17 protein-coding genes and 2 pseudogenes are annotated in these 22821 nt (G+C 44.2%); 11 read left to right on the forward strand and 8 right to left on the reverse strand.

Annotated features, from left to right (window positions below; all coding sequences use genetic code 11):
• Window positions 1-154: 154 nt before the first annotated feature.
• Both ACED59_RS06410 and ACED59_RS06415 read right to left on the reverse strand, forming a co-directional pair.
• Complete coding sequence (locus tag ACED59_RS06410; RefSeq protein ID WP_017097789.1) at window positions 155-1195, reverse strand: acyltransferase; 1041 nt, start codon at window positions 1193-1195, stop codon at window positions 155-157.
• 123 nt (window positions 1196-1318) lie between these two features.
• Window positions 1319-2275, reverse strand: coding sequence for an AEC family transporter (locus tag ACED59_RS06415; protein ID WP_009846120.1), 957 nt, complete (start codon window positions 2273-2275; stop codon window positions 1319-1321).
• Window positions 2276-2436: 161 nt separating this feature from the next.
• Here ACED59_RS06415 and ACED59_RS06420 point away from each other — a divergent pair, with 161 nt between their 5' ends.
• Entirely contained in the window at window positions 2437-3030 is a 594-nt protein-coding gene (locus tag ACED59_RS06420) for a TetR/AcrR family transcriptional regulator (protein WP_017097788.1), read from the forward strand.
• Window positions 3031-3269: 239 nt separating this feature from the next.
• The gene (locus ACED59_RS06425; protein ID WP_029223925.1) at window positions 3270-4118 is read left to right on the forward strand and encodes an alpha/beta hydrolase; all 849 of its coding nucleotides are present in this window, start codon (window positions 3270-3272) and stop codon (window positions 4116-4118) included.
• A gap of 134 nt (window positions 4119-4252) precedes the next feature.
• Here ACED59_RS06425 and ACED59_RS06430 read toward each other — a convergent pair whose 3' ends face one another.
• Both ACED59_RS06430 and ACED59_RS06435 read right to left on the reverse strand, forming a co-directional pair.
• Window positions 4253-6793: a glycosyl hydrolase family 18 protein gene (locus ACED59_RS06430; RefSeq protein ID WP_017097786.1), complete on the reverse strand. Its 2541-nt coding sequence runs from the start codon at window positions 6791-6793 to the stop codon at window positions 4253-4255.
• A gap of 401 nt (window positions 6794-7194) precedes the next feature.
• Window positions 7195-7659: a DUF2850 domain-containing protein gene (locus ACED59_RS06435; protein ID WP_012601200.1), complete on the reverse strand. Its 465-nt coding sequence runs from the start codon at window positions 7657-7659 to the stop codon at window positions 7195-7197.
• A 383-nt stretch (window positions 7660-8042) separates the two neighbouring features.
• Between ACED59_RS06435 and ACED59_RS06440 the strand changes: the two genes are divergently transcribed.
• Entirely contained in the window at window positions 8043-8324 is a 282-nt protein-coding gene (locus ACED59_RS06440; protein ID WP_009846125.1) for a pyrimidine/purine nucleoside phosphorylase, read from the forward strand.
• A 231-nt stretch (window positions 8325-8555) separates the two neighbouring features.
• On the opposite strand, the gene ACED59_RS06445 is transcribed toward ACED59_RS06440, so the two are convergent.
• Window positions 8556-9428 (reverse strand): pirin family protein, encoded by an 873-nt coding sequence (locus tag ACED59_RS06445; protein ID WP_017097785.1) that lies wholly within the window; start codon window positions 9426-9428, stop codon window positions 8556-8558.
• Window positions 9429-9586: 158 nt separating this feature from the next.
• Here ACED59_RS06445 and ACED59_RS06450 point away from each other — a divergent pair, with 158 nt between their 5' ends.
• Entirely contained in the window at window positions 9587-9868 is a 282-nt protein-coding gene (locus ACED59_RS06450) for a hypothetical protein (RefSeq protein WP_009846127.1), read from the forward strand.
• Here ACED59_RS06450 and ACED59_RS06455 read toward each other — a convergent pair.
• Window positions 9865-11054, reverse strand: a pseudogene (locus ACED59_RS06455) (GGDEF domain-containing protein). The gene ACED59_RS06450 and the pseudogene ACED59_RS06455 overlap by 4 nt on opposite strands.
• Before the next feature lie 334 nt (window positions 11055-11388).
• Between ACED59_RS06455 and ACED59_RS06460 the strand changes: the two are divergent.
• From ACED59_RS06460 to manA, 7 genes and pseudogenes are all read left to right on the forward strand, one after another.
• A complete protein-coding gene (locus tag ACED59_RS06460) occupies window positions 11389-11727 on the forward strand; it encodes a DUF1840 domain-containing protein (protein WP_012601196.1) in 339 nt (112 codons plus the stop codon).
• A 113-nt stretch (window positions 11728-11840) separates the two neighbouring features.
• A pseudogene (locus ACED59_RS06465) lies at window positions 11841-14755 on the forward strand (alkaline phosphatase family protein).
• 366 nt (window positions 14756-15121) lie between these two features.
• Window positions 15122-16516 (forward strand): hexose-6-phosphate:phosphate antiporter, encoded by a 1395-nt coding sequence (uhpT, locus tag ACED59_RS06470; protein WP_009846131.1) that lies wholly within the window; start codon window positions 15122-15124, stop codon window positions 16514-16516.
• A gap of 202 nt (window positions 16517-16718) precedes the next feature.
• Window positions 16719-17327, forward strand: coding sequence for a transcriptional regulator UhpA (gene uhpA / locus ACED59_RS06475; protein ID WP_009846132.1), 609 nt, complete (start codon window positions 16719-16721; stop codon window positions 17325-17327).
• Window positions 17327-18823 carry a signal transduction histidine-protein kinase/phosphatase UhpB gene (uhpB, locus tag ACED59_RS06480; protein ID WP_032499231.1) on the forward strand — a complete coding sequence of 499 codons (1497 nt, stop codon included), beginning with the start codon at window positions 17327-17329 and terminating at the stop codon, window positions 18821-18823. The genes uhpA and uhpB overlap by 1 nt, the downstream gene beginning before the upstream one ends.
• An 8-nt stretch (window positions 18824-18831) precedes the next feature.
• Entirely contained in the window at window positions 18832-20172 is a 1341-nt protein-coding gene (locus ACED59_RS06485; RefSeq protein WP_017097783.1) for an MFS transporter, read from the forward strand.
• Window positions 20173-20439: 267 nt separating this feature from the next.
• Window positions 20440-21645: a mannose-6-phosphate isomerase, class I gene (gene manA / locus ACED59_RS06490; RefSeq protein WP_017097782.1), complete on the forward strand. Its 1206-nt coding sequence runs from the start codon at window positions 20440-20442 to the stop codon at window positions 21643-21645.
• An 11-nt stretch (window positions 21646-21656) separates the two neighbouring features.
• Here the strand turns inward: manA and ACED59_RS06495 are convergent, their stop codons facing one another.
• Both ACED59_RS06495 and ACED59_RS06500 read right to left on the reverse strand, forming a co-directional pair.
• Window positions 21657-22166: an N-acetyltransferase gene (locus tag ACED59_RS06495; RefSeq protein ID WP_029223924.1), complete on the reverse strand. Its 510-nt coding sequence runs from the start codon at window positions 22164-22166 to the stop codon at window positions 21657-21659.
• 96 nt (window positions 22167-22262) lie between these two features.
• Window positions 22263-22520 (reverse strand): YdcH family protein, encoded by a 258-nt coding sequence (locus ACED59_RS06500; RefSeq protein ID WP_009846137.1) that lies wholly within the window; start codon window positions 22518-22520, stop codon window positions 22263-22265.
• Window positions 22521-22821 lie beyond the last annotated feature (301 nt).

A 22821-nucleotide genomic window follows, 5' to 3' on the forward strand; every position in this document is an offset into this window, starting at 1 on the left:
GAAAGGGATGTTGGAGTTTAAAGTTGCCAGTGAAAGCGAGTTAGTGCTTTCACTGGCAAGGCGAACCTCATTGCAGAAAAGAATGTTACATCGGGGCAAATTACAGACTGAGGGGGGTCACTAGGCCTGTAATACGTCGTTGGCTAGATGAGCACTAACGAAGTAACCAGTGGCGCAGTGGCGTTTTTTCTATACCAGCGATCAATATAAAGCTCAGGGTAAAGGTGCCGAAGAACACGGTGATGTCTTTAGCTAGCTCAGTGATGCCCAATACTCCGCAGACATTGAACAGTATGATAATGATCAGTAAATGGCTGACGTAGATACCCAGCATGCGATTTGAAATGGCACGAACCCAAGCGTAGTTACCCATGTTTGGATTAGCCAAAAGCCACATAAACACGCCCATCCCCCATAGCGCCGTGCCAAACAAGAAATCATTCATGTTGAATCCGACGTCGAACGTGGTGAGCCATGCCGCCTCAGCAAAGTGAATCAACATGCCTAACGCTAATAGCCCCAACGCTTTAGTTGATGACACTTTCCATTGATTCTGACGAATAAGGAAACCTAAGGTCACCATTAACGTGCTAAAGAACGGGCCATTACGCGTGAAGAAGGGTGCTTCTAACCCGGTTAGCGTTGCGTAGCTGCCCGCTAAAACACCATAAACGTAAAGTACAATAGCCGCTGGTAATAGCAGTTTGTCGAGTTTCATTTCGACGATCAAAGCAATGATCAAAACGGCACATACGAGAGCGGGAATAAACCATAAATGAACCAATCCACCCTCTAAGAAAGAGTTAAGTGGCGTGTTCATTAAGAAACCCCAATAGCCTTGGCGCTCACCTAGGTAGCCAAACTCTTCTACCTTCGCGAGGTTGAATGGCATCACTAAGCAAATGATGCTCCATGTCAACCATACTTTAAGCAGTGGTTTAGAATAATTAATGACGGTTTGCCACGGGGATGCAGTCAACTTGGGCTGAATAAGATAACCGGAAATTAGGAAAAACAGAGGCACGGCAAAACGAGCGGTTTGGTTGAGCACATAACCGATCCAAGGCACTTCATCTATTTGCCAATAAGTGAGTGCCATTTGGCCGTGCAAACCAATGATCGCCAAGATAGCAATCACTCTGCCTAACTCGATACTGGCGATGTGTTGTGAAGGCGTATGTTGAACGGAAGACATATCAGATCTCTCAGTAAAATTTTTACGAAATCTAGCAGCCTTTATGCCCAACCAGTTAGTCCTAAATCAAGGCTTATGACCTTTGTTTCAAGGCTTGTGTCGGTTTTTTGAAGCTTGTCGCAGCTATATTAAATCCATTGCAGTGAGTGCAAATATACCTAGTGTACAAGTGATAAGAGAAACAACAGTAGTAAGAGCTATGATGTTAGCCGCGAGTGTTGAGTTTCCTCCCATCGCACGCGCCATAACATAGCTTGCCGCTGCCGTTGGTGCTGCGCTCATCAAGAAGATAAGTCCGAGATCGAGCCCTTCAAACCCTAAGTACCAACCAGCCAGTGTAGTCAGTAAAGGTGAGGCGATTAACTTGTAACTAGAGGCGAACCACGTAGACAACTTTTCTTGTTTAAGCGAACTAATATCTAGAGAACCACCAGTACAAAGTAGAGCCAAAGGCAAAGTCATGTTGGCAAAGTATTGCCCAGCATCAGTCACCATTTTTGGAATCGGAATTGAAAGTGCATAGAAGACGACTGCTAAGAAAATAGCGATGATTAACGGGTTTTTGGTGATGGACTTGGCGATCACTTTAATGGCTTTAGCGCCGGTGTCTTTGCCTTTGGGTGTCAGTGCTATCACGGCTTGAATGTTATACAGTACGGTCAGAGATGCGACATAGATAGCAGCCAATGCCACGCCTTGGTTGCCATAAATATTAGCCACGTAGGCGAGGCCGATGATCGCGGTATTAGCGCGGAATCCACCTTGGATGATCACACCTTGATCTTTAGAGCTTTTGAATACCAACTTGGTTGAGAAAATCGTGAACAAGAAAAAGACAAAGTTAGCGATGACGCCAAACGCAACTAACGCGCTACTGGCTGAAAAGTTGTGATTCGATTGAACAATACTCAGAAATAGCATCGCGGGTAGGGTGACTTGAAACACCACTTTGGACGCGACATCAATGAAATTATCATTGATCAAACCGATTCGCTTGAGCATCACACCAAGAAACAGCATTAAACAGATAGGGCCTGTTACTGACGCCGAAAACGCAAACTGTTCCCAAAGTGTGTTCATTGTTTTTCCTTTGTTAGTCGATTTCAATTTCCTTTGAATACTGTCGCATTTTTCCACAGTTCTTTGATAAGACAAAATGAATACCAAGGGTTAAGTAAAAAACCTTGAAAAAAAGAACGAACGTGCTAAAAATGAAACATGAGATTTATTATTGGTGAATAATGAGCAAGGGAAAGATAACCAAAGAGTATATTTTGAGCCATGCATTCGCGCTTGCGAGTGAGAATGGTCTCGAGAGTTTGACGATTGGTGAGTTAGCCAAGCAATGTGGTATGTCTAAGAGTGGCTTGTTTGCACACTTCAACTCTAAAGAGAACCTGCAACTCTCTGTACTGGAATATTCCAACGCCATATTCACTGAGAGAGTCATTATTCCCGCAAGAAAGCTGGGGGATGGTGATATCGAAGCGAAATTGAAACAGTTGCTCGACAATTGGTTGGGTTGGAACCATTCATTCCAAGGCAGCTGTATGTTTATTGATGCTTGGAAAGATGCAGGCAGCGAAACGTCTGTGATTCAGAAGGCACTGCAGAAAACCATTTCAGTGTGGATTGATTACTTGACGATTCAGGTAGCAAAAGCGGTTGAGAGCAAACAGTTCAGGGCCGATTTAGATCCCAAACAGGCAACCTTTGAATTATATGGCCTTTATTTGAGTGCGAACTTGTTCTACTCGTTACGAGGTCAACAAGCGAGCCACACCCATTTTTGGAGTGGTGTACAGCGCTTGGTAGCCAGTTGGAAAGCTGTTTAATACATACAGCAGGTTAACTCGTAAGCCACTTAGCTCGCAAATCATGAAGTTCGAAAATCATGGAATTCGCAAAGCATGTGACCTTGCTTAGTTAAGGTTTGCAAAAGATTTTAAGAGAAGTGGCGGCAAGCAGTCATAAATAGCGTTTTCGCCATTTTTTATACTAACAAATAGCACGGTCGTTCGATTTTAGGGCCGAGCTCGATCCGCCAACAATGATGGCGATACAAGGAACGGTCATGAGTGACAAAATCTATTTCAATACATCGAACAAATTTAGCTTCAAGCGTAGCTTGATTGGCGCTACAACCAATCTGCACTACATTTTAGCGCCAAGTCATGCGAAGAAAACGGCACGTAAGCTGCTGCTCACTCCAATGCGTACTGAGCAGAAAAATGCCGATCCGCAAGGGCTTATCAAGAGTGAAATCAAAGGTCGTGATGGCGTCTTAAAAACGTATTCTTTGGGCTCGGGTCCAGTTTGGGTTCTGACTCATGGTTGGTCTGGCACCGCGAGTCAGTTCTTCCCTCTGATGGAACATATTGCAGCCAAAGGTTTTACGGCTCTGGCTTATGATCACCCGGCGCACGGTGGCAGTGATGGTGTACATGGTCATATCCCTGCATTTGTGAATGGCTTGGAAGCGATTCTAGATTCGGTTGGGGAGGTAGCAGGTTTGGTCGGTCACAGCATGGGTACGGCTTCTGCATTGGAATGTAAGCACGTTAAATTGGAAAACAAGCCGCTGTTGCTGATTGCACCTGTACTGGATTATCTAGAAAACCTATTTGGCAGTGTTGCTCGTTCTGGTTACTCAATGAAACTGTTTGAGGCGGTAGTCGGAGAAGTAGAAGAGCAATTTAACTACCCGATTCAATCTGTTGATCCTTATGGAAAGCTAGCGCTTCGTGAGTCTCAAACTATCATTGTTCATGATGAACAAGATAAGTTTACTAAGTTTGATGTGTCGAAGCGTGCAGCCTATGAAATGGGTCGCGTTAACTTGATTGCAACTCAAGGGCAAGGCCACGGACGAGTAATGAAGTGCCCACAAGTGTTCGAGAGCTTTGATAACTTGATTAGCTAAGCCTAACGAGCGTAAGTCAGTAGAACGCAGGTTAAGAAAACAAACACTAAAAAGGCCAACCAGACATTATTTGGTTGGCCTTTAATTTTAGGTGTTTAGTTGACGCTTAGTTGGTGTTTAGTTAAACCCTACTTTTAGTTAGCACAGCTTGCTGGGCCGATCTCTTTCCACACGCCCCATTGGCCAGTCGTTGTTGGATCTTCACCTGTTGTCCACCATTTCGCTTCCCAAATCTTACCACCTTGAGTCACTTGATCACCGCCATTGTAGACCGCACTTGAATCCCAAGCGTTAGTACACGTGCCACCGCCTGTGGTTTTCTTAAGAACTTTCACTGAAGTAGCCGCGACTGATGTCTCTGTACCATCACTGACTGTCACTGAGAAATTCAGTGTCGTATCTTGCGTGTATTCAGCCGCGACAAAGCTTACTGAAGCGCCTTGAACAGTAGCATCAATACCTGCAGGTACATCCCACGTGAAGGACAGCGTGTCTTGATCCACATCGCTCGAAGCCGAAGCATCAACCACAACAACGTCACCCGTATTGGCTTCAGCCGGAGCTGCAACCACTGCTACCGGAGCTGTGTTGATTGGGCCTGTGTTCTTAGGGTTTACCGTGACAACAACTGTGTCTGTTGACGTTGCGCCTTCGTTGTCTGTTACGGTTAGGCTGAATGTCAGAGTCTCTTGCTGTGTGACTTCCACTACATCGAAACTCGCAACAGCCGCATTCGCGCTGGCTAGCGTTACCGCAGTTCCGCTTACTTGTGACCAAGCGTAGCTCGCAATTGTACCGTCGCTGTCTTTTGAAGCGCTGCCATCTAGAGAAACAGAAGCAGGGCCTTCAACCGATTGATCTGCGCCCGCTGCTGCGGTTGGTTTACGGTTTACAGGGTCAGTAGTTCCACCTGCTAGACCTTCATGCATCGCATTTAGGATATCGCCGTTATCCGCATCAATTTCCCAAGAGAATAGACCCGCAAGGCCAAGGCTACGAACGTATGCGCCTTTTGCTTTCACTGAGCGGTCATCATCAAATGTGATCAACTTGCCTGAAGTACGGTTCCAAACGTAAGGCGCTTCTGCCATTTCGTCGTAGCCATATTCAAAGCCGTTGATGCCTTGGTTGTTTGCACCAAGCATGTTCGCTTTTATGCCTTTGTAGTCAATAACGCCATCTTCCCATACGCCTTGCGCAGAGCTGCCGGTTAGTTTGCCATTACCCACGCCTGTCATTGGATCGCTAGGATCTGAAAGTGATGACGGTAATACGCCCTCCCAACCACGACCGTACATTGCTGTACCAACCACAAGTTTGTTCGCTGGAACGCCTTGCGCAAGAAGCAATTGGATGCCGTTGTCTGTAGTGTAGGCTGGGCCTGTGTACTGTTCGCCATTTTCATCTAGCCCTGTACCATCACATTGACCCGGGCGCATGAAGTTACCGCAGTTCAGTGCTGTTTGGTGGCCTAACACGTTGTTCCAACCGCCGTAGAAGTCGTAAGTCATTGCGAAGATGTAATCCATGTATTGGATTGCTTCACCATAGTTCACGTCTTCGATCTTGTCGTGACCGACACCAATCGCAGAAGTTAGCTCGTAAGTACGACCGTTTTCCGCTTCTAGTTGATCAAGCATAGTGCGAAGTTCTGCCATCAGTGCAATGTAAGCTGGGCCATCATTCACAGGGTCACCAAGGTCTGGCGCCGCACCGCCTCCACCAGGGAACTCCCAGTCGATATCTACACCATCGTAGAATTTCCACGTGTTAAGGAATTTCTTAACCGATGCAATGAAGGTGTCTCGGTTAGCTTTAGTTGTGAAGTCGAAGAATGGGTCAGACAGCGTCCAACCACCAATCGATGGAATGATCTTCAAATCAGGGTTACGCTGTTTTAGCGCCATCATCATCGCGTAGTTACCCTTGATAGGTGAGCTATATTCGTGTCCTGCTTGAGGGAAACTCTTCTGGAAAGCCGCCCATGGGTCATGAATCACCACTTCGTAATCGTTAACGCCCTGACACGCTGTCATGAGTGCGTTGTAGCTGTTACCGCCTACTGATTTCACTGATTCGTTAGGACCACAAATTGGGATGAAGCCGTAAAGGATATGGGTCAAATTGTCAGCAGGTAGGTTATCGACTGTGTAATCACGGCCATAGATGCCCCACTCAACAAAGTAAGTACCTACTACCGTGTTTGGGTCTGTGTTGTATGACTTGTTGTTTGGATCCACATTCATCGAAAGTGGCGCTAGGTGTGATCCATCGGTATCAGCGATGGTGATCTGAGCGGGTGCACTTTTGGCACAGCCTGTTTCATCACACGCTTCGATTTTCATCTCAAATAAGCCGCCTTGGCCATACTCGAATGAAGCTGTAGTTTGGCTGCCAGTAATTGGGCCAGTAGCAACTTTAACGCCATCAAAGTAGATGTTGTAAGTGTTCCCTGATGTTCCGCTCCATTGGTTGAACTTGACATCGACCTTTGCTTTGTCGTGATACTTAACCATCTGGTTGTAACCAGAGGTTGTTTCCATCGCGAGTTCAATTTTAGAAAACTGTAGGTTGTTGGAACCGTACATATCAATGCTAGGTGCTGTTGGCGCGGCCAATGCTGTACCAGATAGCGCTAGAGCAATACTCGCAGCACAGGTGTTTATACGAATCATACTATTTCTCTCATTCCTTGAAGGTTTAGAACCAAGTGGTCCTAGAATCGGCTCCCGTCAGTTTTGAAGGAGCTTCCCCGTCAGTATTCGAGAGAGTTTTAATTTCATGACTGAAAATAAATCCGTTTTCGATGGACAACTAAAAAATTGTATCTTGTTACAATTCTGTTGCTTAATGAATGAGAGGCTGAGTCCATGTTTTATAAAATAAAACCTCACTCAGAAGGAAAGTCTCATAAGTGAAATTACACGACATGAAGTTATGAAAAAGTGCGGCAAGCTATTATTAAATATCGTGAACTGAAGCAGTATCACAATCTGAAGCACGTCATACCGGTGCTTGTAAGAGACAGGTAGTATTGATGCAAGAGGGGTTACTAAACAAAGCGCTGTTGAAAGTATTATTTTTTGAATTGCTCAGCTAATACTGAGCGTCGTTGCTGCATGAGTCCTTGAGTATCACCCGCAACAGTATCTTCATACCCTTCTTTTATGAATTGTTTGGATGGTGTGTTAGGCACTAACCGTTTTAAACGAGGTGAATTGTAGGTACCGCTAATGGTATAAATCGTTGGGCCTGAACCTGTGTTGATCGTGACATCTTTGCCATCAAAATCAAACGAGGTACTGATGAAACGATAGTTCATCATCACACCATCATCGGAAAGTGTAAGAATATCTGTTTTGTAAGGTGGAGCACCAATCTCGATCCATGTGCCATGGACGTTACTTGGGCTTACAGATTTTTGGTAGGCTTGGTAGCCAAAATAGCCGACGGTGAGGGCAATCATAAAGCCAGCCATTAAGAAGGCGTAGAGTAACGAATTGGCCAATATATCGCTGCTTTTCGTGGTATTTTTAGCCATTATCTCTTCATTTTAGTTACTCATACTGGTGATGATTCTATAAAATAAAACGATAGGTTGCAAAGGTTCTTATAAGAGTTAGAAGCAGGATCGAATGTTCTTTTGAATCAAACTGCCTCAGTGATTTTTTACCCACACATTCAGTCTTCATGCTTTGTTAAGGAATATTTACTTAGAATGATTAGGTTGTATACCCAATGCCACGCCTAAAATGATTTCATCTCGAACGAAATTTAACTTCGAAAGGTCAACAGATCCTAAGCTATATTCATTTATTTCTTGTAGGACAGTCTCGAATTGGTTAAAACAATTAGCACCTAAATTTACGCATAGGCTTATTCGTTGAGCCTAGTAATGCAATTTTGAGATAACAAGGAAGTACAATGATTAAAGAAAATACATACTTTGAAGGCGGTGTTAAGTCGTTAGCGTTTAACCAGTCTGGTGCTGATGTGAGTGTTGGTGTGATGGCCGCTGGTGAATACACATTCGGTACTGCAGCTCCGGAAAAGATGACTGTTGTTAAAGGTGCTTTAATTGTAAAGCGTGTTGGCGATGACGATTGGACGACATTCCAATCTGGTGAGTCTTTTGACGTTGCGGGTGACTCTTCATTCGATTTACAGGTTAAAGAAGCGACAGCTTACCTGTGTGAATACTTGTAGGAAGGCCTGAGTTCGTTCAACCAGAGTATCGTTTATCTATGGCTTAATAGAAAAAAACCACGCTCTAGGAGCGTGGTTAAATAAGTGATAATAACCGGCAGTGGATAGTGTCACTTGTTTTTACAGTCATCAAATGGATGACCAAATTGTTGTTCGTTGCAAAATCTCTTCAATCTTCAATCTTCAATCTTTAACTTCAATTCAAAGCTAAAAGCGCAAAGACGTCGTCAATTAGTAAGTCTCAAAAACGCCATTGTTGTAGTCCTGAATCGTCTGTTCAATTTCTTCCATCGAGTTCATGACAAACGGACCATAGTGCGCAACAGGTTCATTAATCGGCTCACCAGAAAAAATCAGTACACCTGAATCTTCTAAACTACTCAGAGACAGCAAGTCAGCTTTAGTGAGTAACGCAAGTTGACCTTGGTTGATGACTTTATCACCGATCTTAATACTGCCTCGGTACACGTAAGTCATGGCATTGTGATTAACATCTATCCCTAATGTTATTTTTTGCCCAGAATGAGATCGCCAATCCGCTACGCTTAACGGCACACCTGTTTGTTGCAGTGGGCCTTGCGTTCGTAAAGCCTCTACATCATGGTCAGCTAGGTTATGCAGTTCGAATACACCAGCAATAACTCTCAATAAACCATTTTGTTCACTTTGATGCTCCGCGATGCTTTCACTTTGGAAGTCGTGATATTGCGCTAGTTGCATTTTGTGTGTTGCAGGCTGGTTTATCCAAATCTGAAATCCATGAAGTACACCTTCTTCCATCATTGGCATTTCGCTGTGAATCACACCACGACCCGCGGCCATCCACTGTGCACCACCGCTGCGAAGCTCTCCAACATTCCCCATGTGATCTTTGTGCTGGAAGTGACCTTGCAGCATGTAAGTGAGCGTTTCTATCCCACGGTGAGGATGTGGAGGAAAGCCGCCAACATAATCTTTGCTTTCATCCGACTTAAGTTCATCAATCATTAAAAATGGAGAGAAACGCGTGTTATTGAAACCAGCAAGTCTTTGTATTTTTACGCCATCACCATCGGAGGTAGCGTGTGCTGCAATCACATGATCTACTGCTCTTACACTCGTCATTTTGAAATCCTCATAAACTTGAATAGCTGTAGTTTATGTAATTTGATTTAAAAAGAAGATGGCACAGTGTTGAGTGACTTATTCGAAAATTTTGAACAGGTAAGAATATGAAATTATGTCTATACTTGAATAGAGAGCAGACCGCCAAGGAGGCCGCTATGGCAGTACAGCAAAAACATGGCGAAAGGCAAGGTCGGATGGGCTTTGATAACGATTTTACAACGGAGCAAGGTCAGCGTTTTACAGAGGTTGCGAATAAAGCGGTTAAGCGCCGTGTTAGAAAGCACCAAGCAGATGGGCCTTTTATACACTCGGCCAAGCAAGCCGCTTTTAAAACCGTTGCTAAATCTAAGAACGAAAACCGAAATTTAGTACGACAAGTCGTATGGATTATTGTTATTGGCTTAGTGAGTTTATGGGCCATGTATATGGCAGGCTAGCGTGGACGCGTTTTTAATAACGTAACATTGTTCCCTTCGACCTTCGCTTCAAGACAACCTTCAAGCTCAGATGATTCCGATTCTGAGAAGGCGAGGTTCGTTGGTAGCTCTTCTATCAAGGTTGATACGGGATTATCGTGATAATAAGCGTATCGATTTTTTCCTGAATGTTTGGCAACATACATCGCTTTATCAGCACATCTCGTCAGCTCATGTAATTCTTGAGCATCTTGCGGGTACAACGAAACCCCAACACTGAGTGTCAATTCCTTGATTCTCTCGTTTGTCTGGCAACCACTTTCGAATAGCCCACAAATCCGGTCTAAAATACCGTCTAGATCTTTGCGAGTTGGTACATCGTAGAGCATCAAAACAAACTCATCTCCAGCAAAGCGCGCAATCGAATAATCGTATTCATGACTTACCCTGTCTCTGGTTCGGATGTTGTTGCTCAAACGATTCGCAAAATGCTGCAAAACACTGTCTCCGACGTCGTGCCCGTAGCTATCATTAATGCCTTTAAAGTCATCTATGTCCAAAAAAACTAATGCAGTCAGTGAGCGTTCACTATCCACTGTCGCAAGTTTTTCTGTCGCCCAGCGTTCAAAGCTCCAACGGTTTGCCAAGCCTGTTAGTTGATCTCTATAGGCCAGATCTTCAATCCCCTCTTTATATAGGCGTTGAATATAACTGACGGCTTTTGTGTAGTAATAAGCTGATGTGTGACATACCAAGCTCATTGTAAATAAGCTAAGAATAAATCGGTGTGAGCTGCTAAAAGGTAAAGAAAAGCTGCTAGGCATCGCTGTAATCAAGGTGCTGATAAATACACAAAATGAGGTACTGAATATAATGCCAATTCTAAAATCGTTTATGAAAATAACGGCAGCCAAAATCGGGTAGAGCCAAAGTGTCCGCTCGGGAATGGCGTGACTGTACAAGAATAGGATGACTCCTTGAACGAGCAGAACACCACTTAGAATCAATTCTGAATACTCAGCGGCAGTGACTTTTTTACGTAAAATGCATTGGAGATAGCAATAAGTGCAAAACACAGTTCGAAAATTGACAGAGTGTAATGCTGACCTTGGAAGTAAGCCCAAGTGTAGAATGTGAATAACGCAGCGGCAGCCAGTGAAAAGGAGTGGACAATTTTTTGCTTGCGAGTGGATCGTATGTCCGCCATTTCTTCTAGGTGTCTGCCGACGAGCCTTTTCATGTGATTTGTGCCAAAGATTTTGATGATTGATGTTAATAGTAGATGAAATAAAAGTCATAGCAGAGTGTTAGTGACCTTTTTAGTGTGACTACTATCAAGGTTTCATATTTAAATGATGAGTGACTCATAATAAATAGTGATGCGCGTCACTAACGGTGCAGATGTATCCGTTAGTGAAACAATCACGGTTCTAGTTGCAGGAAGTTACTTGGCTATTATCTACTTGCTTTCCAATACGTTACTCAACATAGTTTGTAGATAGCTAATGTTTATAGATACCTAAATTTGATAGAGGCTCATAATGTTAATTACCTTTAGTTGCAAAGCTCATGCTAGCGTCACGATGTTTGGTGAAGTCGGTCTTCAGTTCATTAAGATGCTTGGGCATAGTGGCACTATTCCAGGAGCAATTGATGCTTCAGAGGTTTCTCAAGCGTTAAGTAATTTGCGTGCTGCGATCGCCGCTGAGCAGAGCAAGCAGGTAGAACAAGAAAATACCGATGATGACGATAATGAAGAGGTTGTTGAAGCGCCTGTTAATATCGGTAGCCGAGCGTTCCCGTTAGTTGAACTATTGAAAGCGGCCATTAAAGACGAATGCGAAGTGATGTGGGAAGACGGTAGCGGTAAGCGATTGTAAGAGTATTCGAGCTCTTCGAATCAGAAAACAAACGTTTTCATAGGTTGACTAATAAATGCAAACTGAAACAATACGCTGCATTTATAGAAGTGTGTTGATCTAAAGGAAATTTGATGAGCTCTTATTCTCACGTTCGCAGTTACGCCAGTTTATTCAGTGCCTTATCGTTGGCGCTTGCATCAGCTCCGAGTGCCGCTGATATATCAACAACGCCCGTCATTGGTGGCGTGTTTAGCTCCAGTGAAGTGTTGAAAAATCAGGTGCTTTCAAGCCTAAGTTATTCTGCCAAACTCACTCGTGATGCAGCTCTTTTCACCATTGGTGGCGTTACATTAGATGCGTATATTCTCGCTCTCCCTTTAGATGTCAAAACCAAAGCCAGAGTCGTTGCTCAGTTATCTAACCCGACGTACTCAATTCCTTTGGGTTATTTTCTCTATAGTTATTACGACCGCTATTCAGGCTTGGGCAGTGAAGATGTGTTCAAATCTTACTTGTCGACGGTTTATGATAAGCAGGCGCTAAAGGGCTTTGAACATAGCCTTTATCATGTTGGAGATAAGCCAACCTCAGAGCATCACGAGCCAGATACCTCGACTGAAGCAACGGGACATCATGAAGGTATTCGTATCGATGAACAGTTCATTGCCAACATGGTGGTTATCTACGATGCGTTATTCGAAATTGGTGTCTGGCAGGATATGGACACGCTCCCTGCGAATTACACATACTTAACCAATAGCCCTGAAGATCTAGCGATCGTCGCTCAGATTCAACCGATCATCGTTGATTTGATCGGTAAAGCGGCATTGGGAATGGATGACGGCGATATGAAGTCTGCAATGCTGGCGATTGCAGAAGATGGTAAACCAGAAAACGCTGATAAGCCGAATAACAAAGCACAAGCTCTTACCATCACGCTTATTGATTTTGTGCGCTTAAACTTGCTGAAAGCCTACCGACAGTTTGTGTTTAAAGAAGAACGCGCAGCAGCGCTAGATGATTGGATGCAGCAAGCGTTCAGTGACCAGCCTGATGCGCTCATTCAGTTCTTAGATTCCCAACAGCACAAACGTTTTGCAGTTCAAGTGACGGTCGATGGTTTACAGCAAGGATTGATCGAAGGTTTGGTCGATGATAATGCGCCTTTCATTTCAGTGGCTTACCAAAATCATAAAAACCGAGCGCAATACAAACCTCAGCTAGAAAAGGTCATTGAGCCAGAACATCAACAACAGGTGAGGTTCATGGAAGTTCTGTCTGAACAAACCTACCGTGATCCGAATTATCTTCCGTTCTTCAAAAATCTCTATCAAGAGCATCGAGACAATATTAGCCGAGTGGGTATCTCTTCAACTCCCACAATCAGTGTACGTAACCTACCTATCATTAAAACGGGCGCGAAAGTATCGGGGCAAGGTGGTACGGGTATCCCTAATTTCCACTTTGTTGACCGAGAGATCGACCGAGCTTATTACTTCTTCGGAATGATGCCCTGCAGTTGGATGTGTTGATGGCGAACAACAAGGTGCAGACCATGTTTGATCGCCTTGATTACCTTAAAACGCTGAACTGCAACGCCCAATACGATTGGAATGCTCATACCACTTATGATGGGTTAGTGAACCTAGGCTTGGGTGAGTCACTGCGTGATTATGGTGAGAAACGTTGTGTGAAAGAGCTTCAAGAACGTTCAGAAGTCGAAGTGGTTTTGCAAGAAAAGCGTCAAGCCTTGATAGAAGATATTGAAGCGTACCAGTCTATATCTAGCTTTGATTTTTTCACTAAGTTTTCAAAGAGAACTCAGGTTAAACAGTCGATCACTCAGTTTGCCGAGTTAGATGGAAAAGGGATGCCAGACTACACCTTGGTGTATAACCCATGGCCGGATCATTTCGCACACTTTACCGGTCCTTTTAGTGACGAAATTCTGATGCCGACTGGAGAGCTCAACCGACTGGACTATTGGATTCGCCAGATTGAAGCGACCTACCGCAGTGCAGGCGTTTACGATAAAACGCTATGGGGCATGGCCGGGGATCATGGTTTAACGCCGGTGTTCTACGCGCTCAATCCCGAAAAGCAGGTGTTTGAAGGCTTACAAGCAGAGCTAGAGTATCCAATTGTGGTTAAGAAAATATCTTCAGACGAGGGGGAAGGGCCTAAAATCACCAATGCTCTAAGCTATCCAAGCTCGAAAGAATTGGATGTGGTGGTCGCCTCTACTGCTGGTGGTAACTTTATGATGGACTTCTTTAATTCGGCTAAAGGGTGGCAGGTTCAGCCGGTTTACCAAGAACTCACGCAGTGGTCTCCGATTGCAGCGCCAGCTGGTCAGAATATCGACATCATTAATCAGATAGCGCAACGCTTGCCTGAAAGTCTTGAGTATATGGTCGTAAGAGAAAGCACATGTGATCAACAACGTTGCGCTGTTCGTGTGATTGGCAACCGTGATTTAAAACGGGTCGATGAATTGATCACACGTGAAGGTGACAAGCTTTTCTATGAGTCATTGGAAGATAACCGAGCGCCGATTTTGCTCAATACGCAAAGGTTAAATCCATACCTAGCATCACCAAGCGAAGCTGATTTTTCACAGTACTCTCTATTAGTAGAAAAATGTATTAATCGAGCGGTTAAGGCGGATGTGACAACGTGGTGTAGCAGTGCTGAGTGGACTTCATTGACGCAACCAACGCCTCGACCAGATTCAGTGAATCAACTGGCTAATATTTACCTTGAAGATAGGGCTGGCACGGTTAACTTGTTCCCTAAAGCGGGAATTGGTTACAACACTAAGGTGCCGGGTCGTCATGCTGGTGAGGATTACTTAGAGAAAGATGCCTTCATCGGATTCTGGGGAGCGCCAATTGGCGATAACTCTCAGCAACTGAAAATCGAAGCTAATGGCTCTTTGGCTCCAACGCTGTTTGAGTATTTGACCGGAGAACCTGTGATCGAAGGTGAGAACGGTTGGGGTTTTCCGTCGTTGCTGAATAAGTTGGATGTGTCTAAGAATAATTAAACTCTATTATTTATCGTTTAGGTTACGATACCGTAAAGCGAATCTAATGTGGCTTTTATTAGCCACTTTAGACTTCAATCAACTGCTCAATACAATCGATGTTTAGTTTGCTTGGGGCTCCTATTAAATACCTTAACTAACGACTCCTTTCCAATACCTCTTCACGACATAACACATTTTAAATAAAGTGATGCTGTTCACGCTTTCTTGACTCCCAATTCTGAACTAAGAATTTTTCCTAGTTATTCTAAGACCCTCTCTCATGCGGTCGCTTTTTAGACTCCTTATTATTTCATCATCGAATTGCAAAGAGTGCATGGTCAGTAATGTTCCGTGCAGACCTCATCAATAATAAGAGAGTTCACAATGTTAAAGTTCCTAGATCAGGTTAGAAAACCGACGCTGGATCTTCCGGTCGAAACTAGAAGAAAAATGTGGTTTAAACCATTCCTACAATCGTACCTAGTCGTATTCATTGGCTATTTGACCATGTATTTAATCCGTAAGAACTTCAATGTCGCGCAAAACGACATGATTTCTACTTATGGATTATCAATGACCGATCTAGGTCTTATTGGTCTTGGTTTTTCAATTACTTATGGTATTGGTAAAACGGTTGTTTCCTACTACGCGGATGGCAAAAACACCAAGCAGTTCCTGCCATTCATGCTTATCCTATCTGGTCTTGCCATGTTGGGCTTTAGCTTCAGCTTGGGTGGCGGCAGCGCTAGCTTATTCATGATGGTTGCCTTCTACGCATTGAGTGGTTTCTTTCAAAGTACCGGTGGTCCTTCAAGTTATTCGACTATTACTAAATGGACGCCTCGTAATAAGCGTGGGTCGTATTTAGGTCTTTGGAACATGTCACACAACGTAGGTGGTGCAGGTGCTGCTGGTGTAGCGCTGTTTGGCGCTAACTACTTTTTTGATGGCAACGTAATTGGTATGTTCGTGTTCCCATCGATCATCGCGATTGTGGTTGGTTTTATTGGGATGCGTTTTGGTAACGACTCTCCAGAAGCATACGGTTTAGGTACAGTTGAAGAGTTGTTTGACGAAGAAATCAGCGAAGAAGATACTATTGCTGAAGAAAATCAAATGACTAAGAAAGAGATCTTTGTTGAATATATCCTTAAAAACAAAGTGATCTGGTTACTCTGCTTCGCGAATATCTTTTTGTACATTGTTCGTATCGGTATCGATCAATGGTCTACCGTTTATGCGTATCAAGAGTTAGGTCTATCAAAAGAAACGGCTATTTCAGGCTTTACTCTGTTTGAAGTTGGCGCTCTGGTCGGTACATTAATGTGGGGTTATTTATCAGACCTTGCTAACGGACGTCGTGCTTTAGTTGCTTGTGTATCGCTTGGACTGATTATTGTATCTCTAGAGTTTTATCAGCATGCAACGAGCGAGTTCATGTACCTAGCATCACTATTCGTACTTGGCTTCCTAGTATTCGGTCCTCAGCTGTTGATTGGTGTTGCTGCGGTAGGCTTTGTTCCTAAGAAAGCAATCAGTGTGGCTGATGGCGTGAAAGGCACATTTGCTTACCTAATTGGTGACAGTTTTGCCAAACTTGGCCTAGGCATGATTGCAGACGGAACGCCTATTTTCGGCTTAACAGGTTGGAAAGGGACATTTGCAGCACTCGATACTTCTGCTGCCATTTGTATTGTTTTACTGCTGTTCGTTGCTATTGCGGAAGAGAAGAAGATTCGTCACGCGAAGAAGATGCACCTAGCGGCTCAAAACGCGTAGCTTGTCTGAGTACTTGTTCTCGCGCATTTGTTGTCGCAAAGAGAGTTTCGGGTAGATAGTTTCACGTGATTTATTGGTTTAAAGCACGTGAGATCATACCAATCGTTAGTTCGATTCAGTATCATCTCTACCAATAAACTTAATTTTAGATAGCTCCTGTTGGGGCTATTTTTCTTTCTCACTCTTAATTTTGGTTAATATCATGATTAATGTTGCGCTTGTTGATGACCACGTCATTGTTCGATCTGGCTTCGCTCAATTACTCAGTCTTGAAACTGATATAACGGTCGTGGGGGAGTTTAACTCTGCGGCAGAAGCGCGCCTCGGACTGCCAAGTTGTCACCCTGATGTCGTTATCTTGGATATTTCAATGCAAGATGAAAGTGGCCTGAGCTTATTGGAAGAGATTCCATCTGGCATTGCTAGTATTATGTTGAGCGTACATGACTCTCCGGCGATGGTTGAAAAGTCATTAGAGTTAGGAGCTAAAGGTTATCTCAGTAAACGCTGTAGCCCTGATGAGTTAATTCAGGCCGTACACACGAGCGCAAATGGCGGCTGCTACCTTACGCCAGATATCGCCATAAAACTTGCGACACCAATGAAGAATAAAGCCTCGTTAAATCAGCTCACCCGCAGGGAAAGCGAAGTGTGCCAGTTATTGGCGACAGGGCTCGACGTGAAATCTATTGCTGTCGAGTTAGGGGTTAGCCATAAAACGGTACATGTGCACCGTGCCAATGCCATGGACAAACTCAATGTTAAGAACAACGTTGAGTTAGCTAAATTGTTCGCTCAAGACCAGTACTAATGCGTTCTTATCTAGCCACCTCCTTATGCGGGGTTTTTATGGCTGGCTGTGCATGGTTCTGTTTATGGGTTATTGCCTTCTATTTCATTAATGACCCTGAGTTAGCCATTCTGCTTTTCCCATTCTCACTCCGGTTAGGAATGACGCTGCACACTCGCACTCACTATTGGCCTGCTATCTATATTGCAGAGTGGGGGCTCGCGATTGCCCTAGCTCTCCTACTTGATGAACCTCAATGGCTGACGATACTAATCGCCAGTGGACTAAGTATTCCAGCCACTCTGATTGCCAAACGTTATTATTCTGGTGACCTGAATCGTCACTTGTTGGTGATGGCGAGCTTAATCATGGTCACAGCACTCATCAATGTTGCCGCGGTCAGTTCTCATGTTCCGGCTGTTTACATGGTGTGGTTGGTGAGCACCACAGGTGGTTTGATGTTAGTGCCGATGTGTTATCTGGTATGGAATTACCTATTCCAAAACAAGTGGGCGCCACTGAGCTCTTACTTAATCAACAATGTCATTGAGTTCAAAATCCGTCACATCGCTTTATACAGCCTCTTGTTGGTCGTCAGTATTTTGATACAAACCAGTTTGCCAGATGAGCTAAGGCGCTTCGCCCCGTTCTGTATGGCTATCCCTATTATCTTGCTCGCCGTTCGTTATGGATGGCAAGGCGCCTTGCTCGCTACCCTGCTAAATAGCGTCGCGTTGATTGCAGCCCACAGTGGCACGTCCAAACTCGAAATTACTGATTTACTCTTGTCTCTTTCCGCTCAGACCATCACAGGTATTTTGCTTGGTTTAGCTGTTCAAAAACAAAAAGATCTCAACTCGAAATTACGCAGTGAGCTCTCTAGGAATCAAAACCTTTCCCGTCAGCTAATCACGGCTGAAGAATCGGTTCGTCGTGATATTGCCCGTGAGTTACATGATGAGATAGGCCAGAACATCACGGCAATTCGGACTCAAGCGAGCATTATCAAACGTGTCGATGCGGCTGAAATGAGCGTTCGCTGTGCTGGTACGATTGAATCATTGTCGTTGAATGTTTATGACACCACTAAGCGTTTGCTAACAAAGCTAAGACCAAAAATGTTGGACGACCTTGACCTGAAGGACTCCGTTGAACAGCTCATACGGGAAATGGAGTTTTCAGATCACGGCGTTGATATCCAGCTAAATTGGCACGGTGACTACTCATGTTTGAGTGACACGCTCAAGGTTACTCTCTTCCGACTGTGCCAAGAGTCTTTAAACAATGCCCACAAATATGCTGAAGCAAGTGAAATTAGAATAGAACTGATTCTAGATGATCAAGCTTATCTTCGAATTACAGACAATGGTGTTGGTTTTACAGCGCAGGATCTTCTCAAAGGAATGGGTGTTCGTGGTATGCAAGAGCGTGTTCAGGCGCTCGGTGGCAAGATGGCAATCAACGCTAATGACTCTTCTTCGGGTACTAATATCAGCGTTACATTACCTAAAGTGTGAGAACGAATATGTTTGGATTTCTGCGCTCAACAACGTCAAAAAGTCATACTCTAAGCGATGATGAGGTCAATCAGCGTTATCGTTATTGGCGTCTTCACATCATGATAGGAATGTATGTCGGCTATGCAGGTTTTTACTTCACTCGTAAAACCTTTAATTATGCCGCGCCAGCCATGATCACCGATCTTGGCTTAGACAAAGGCGATATCGGCTTGATTGGCACGCTCTTTTATCTTTCTTACGGCTTAGCTAAGTTTATTTCAGGCACCATATCGGATCGGTCGAACCCGCGTTACTTCATGGGGCTCGGCCTAATCGCGACAGGCTTGATCAATATCGCGTTTGGTTTTTCTAGTTCGTTGGCGGCTTTTATATCGCTTTGGGTGCTTAATGCATGGTTCCAAGGCTGGGGCTGGCCATCGTGTTCCAAGTTATTGACGACCTGGTATTCTCGCTCCGAAAGAGGCTTTCGCTGGGCTATATGGAATACAGCACACAACGTTGGTGGGGCATTGATTCCTATTCTCGTCGGCTATCTAACTCTCCAATACAGTTGGCGATCTGGGTTCATATGGCCGGGTGTGATTGGTGTTTTTATTGGTCTTATCGTCTGTTTACGCTTACGTGATAAGCCCACGACCATGGGGCTTCCGACGGTAGGGAAGTGGCGCAATGACCATCTAGAATTGGCGCAAGAGAGCCATGGGCAAGGGTTAAGCTATCGAGAGATCCTGAAAGCCTATGTGTTCAGCAATAAGTACATTTGGCTGCTCGCCTTTAGCTATGTGTTGGTTTACATCGTAAGAACGGCAGTTAACGACTGGGGCAATTTATATCTCACCGAAGAGCACGATTATAGTTTGATAAACGCCAACGCTGCGTTGTCTCTGTTTGAGATTGGCGGTTTCGTTGGTTCACTTGTTGCTGGATGGGGATCGGATAGGCTGTTTGGTGGTAACCGTGGTCCCATGAATATCCTGTTCGCGATTGGTATCTTCCTCTCGGTATCCGCTTTATGGCTTATGCCTCTAACCAACTTTGTGTTTCAAGCGGCTGGGCTGTTTTGTGTAGGCTTTTTTGTGTTTGGCCCTCAAATGCTAATAGGTATGGCTGCCGCGGAATGCTCACATAAAGACTCCGCAGGAGCTGCGACAGGCTTTGTTGGCTTATTTGCCTATATGGGTGCAGCACTTTCTGGCTACCCATTAGCGCTCGTTCTAGAAACTTATGGTTGGAGTGGGTTCTTCATTACCATCTCGACTTGTGCGGCCGTTATTGGCTTGCTGCTACTGCCTTTCCTACAAGCCCAATCGCCTCAGAAAAGTGCAGAGGTTCGCTCTGGCTTTTAAGGGATTTCTTCGTAAATAAGATAGCTGCTAATGGTCCTCTGGTTATTATGCAGCTACCCTATCTTCAGCGTTTTTTATACGTAGCATTCAAATGTGACTCTTTTCACGCTTTTCATGGTTCTCACCTGTTTCTAAGAATTTTTCCTATTGCGTCTAAGACCTCATCTCATGTGGGTTCTAGCTGCTCTCTGTAGTCTTTCTAATTATTTACGTTATTAGAAATTAGCTCTCTGAATTGTGTTCAAAGGGCTCACTACGGAAAACGCCATGTCACTCAGCCACTTCTCAGAATACTCATTTTTCCCAATGGAAAACACCATCCAAAATTATGCATGGGGGAGTATTTCTTCGATACGTGAACTGTTTGGCTTTAAGAATGAGTCACAAGAGCCGCAAGCGGAAGTTTGGATGGGAGCGCATCCAAAAGGTTGCTCAATGGTTAAGCTTGACCAACATTTGGTGCCTCTCTCTGAGCTGATTAACAAGAATAAACCCGCTTATTTATCTACTGATATTGCGCAGGAGTTCGGTGAACTGCCGTTCTTGTTTAAGATCTTGGCAGCGGAAAAAGCGCTATCGGTCCAGGTCCACCCAAACAAGCACCAAGCCGAGTTAGGCTTTGCGAGAGAGGAGCAAGCAGGAATCCCTCTGACTGCAGGGCATCGTAATTACAAAGACTCTAACCATAAACCTGAATTGGTTTACGCGATCACTGAATACCAAGCGATGAATGGCTTTCGAGAATTTAACGAAATATTAGGTTTGTTCAGAAGATTAGACTCTAGCGTGCTCGCTGGCTTGATTGAAGAGTTTGGGACCCACCTTAACTCTCTAGGTTTAGAAGCGTTTTTCCGTGATCTATTAACGCTTAATGACCAATGTAAACATCAAGCACTAGAGCAACTTCTGACTTACGCAGCCGCTCACCAAGATCAAACAGAATTTGCATTGATCATTGAACTTAGCCATCAGTACCCGAACGATATCGGTCTGTTTTGTGTTCTGCTGCTTAACTTGATCACACTAAAGCCAGGTGAAGCGATGTATTTGAATGCGAACACTCCGCACGCTTACATTAAAGGTACCGGGCTTGAGATTATGGCAAATTCAGACAACGTGCTACGAGCAGGTTTAACGCCAAAACACATTGATGTCGCTGAGTTAGTCGCCTGCACAAAATTCACGCCAATTCCGTTCGAAGGCTTGTTGTTAGAGCCATCAAAACTGGGTAAATGTGATTGTTATGATATCCCGGTCAGTGACTTCAATTTCAATATCTTTCATCGTCCTCATCAAGAAGAAGTTATCACAAGTGGCGCTGAAATTTTAATGGCAATAGATGATGACCTAGTGCTAATGAGTCAGAAAGGCGAGCACTTAACCCTCACCAAAGGGCAATCGGTATTTATCCCAGCTTATATTGGCCATTACGAATTGAGCAGCAAAGGGCGAGTGGCGAGAGCGTTTAATTAGCGAAGTCGCTTCTAGTTTAAATAGAGAGTCATCCCCACGAAATTAGTATCACTATCATCAACAATTTGGTAGTCAAGCGCTTGATAAAAACTGATGGCGCGGGTGTTACTTCTAAAGCTCGACAGAGTGACTTGGTTTCGTTGCTCTTGATGGGCTTTTTCGTGGATGCGTGACATGACTTTTTTACCAATAGACTGATCTTGGTATTGATGGGAAATGATCTGAAGGTGAACATGGTATGCGTTGTCATAAGGCTTAAAACACACAAGTCCAACCCTTTGTTTTCCTAGGTATACCCAATGAAACCAAGAGGGATTGTACTCGTTTAAAAGTCGTTGACGTTGGAAGTCGTCATCCCATCCGAAAACGCTATCAACGTGTATGAAAAGCCCTTGCTTAACACACGCAAACAGTTCTTCGAATTCGAGATTTGAAACGAGCTGGAATTGTATGTTCTCTTCTTCTATTGTCACTCTGCTCACTTCCTTATCAAACGCTTTCGAATAAGCAAACAGTAACATAATTGAAGAAGCCGAATTAGCTTAGATTTGCGCTGTTATGAAACCAAAAAGCCATGCGTAGTGCATGGCTTAGAATACAGTATCGGATTGATTTTTCTATACGATCTTAAGCGCGTGATGGCGCGTGAGCTGTTTGTGTAGCGAGTCTTTTAGCTCCATGCGTTCTACTTTGAGGTTGTGCATGCTGTCGTCATCGATAGGGCTGCCAGAGATTTCTAGCTGACGGATGTCGTAGTCGAGTTGGTGGTATTTTTGCATGTCTGCTTTGAATTTTTCGTCGTCGTGGTTGAGCTGAACAATGTCTAATTTAAGATCTGGGAAATCTAAGATAAAGGCATGGTTTTCATTGAGCATTGGCACTTCCTCTCTAGTCGGATTTTTAGGGCGTGTTGATCTTTCGAGCTTGTTTTTGCGGCGAATTGCTGGGTATTTCTACAAGGCAGAGGCTTTGATGTGTAGCTAGCCTACATGAGAGGCCGATAACGTAGTAGAAATAACCAGCAAACGCTGCCCGAAGGGTTCGGCTAAAAGCGTTTTACTCTTTGTTAAGGGAGATTTGCTTAGAATGACTAGGCTACTTCTCCCTCGCCGCGATTAAAACGCGTTTATCTCGAACAAAATCCAACCGCGGAAGGTCAACACGCCCTGACAGTAT

Source organism: Vibrio sp. FF266 (assembly GCF_041439695.1).
In the GTDB taxonomy this organism is placed as follows: domain Bacteria; phylum Pseudomonadota; class Gammaproteobacteria; order Enterobacterales; family Vibrionaceae; genus Vibrio; species Vibrio tasmaniensis_A.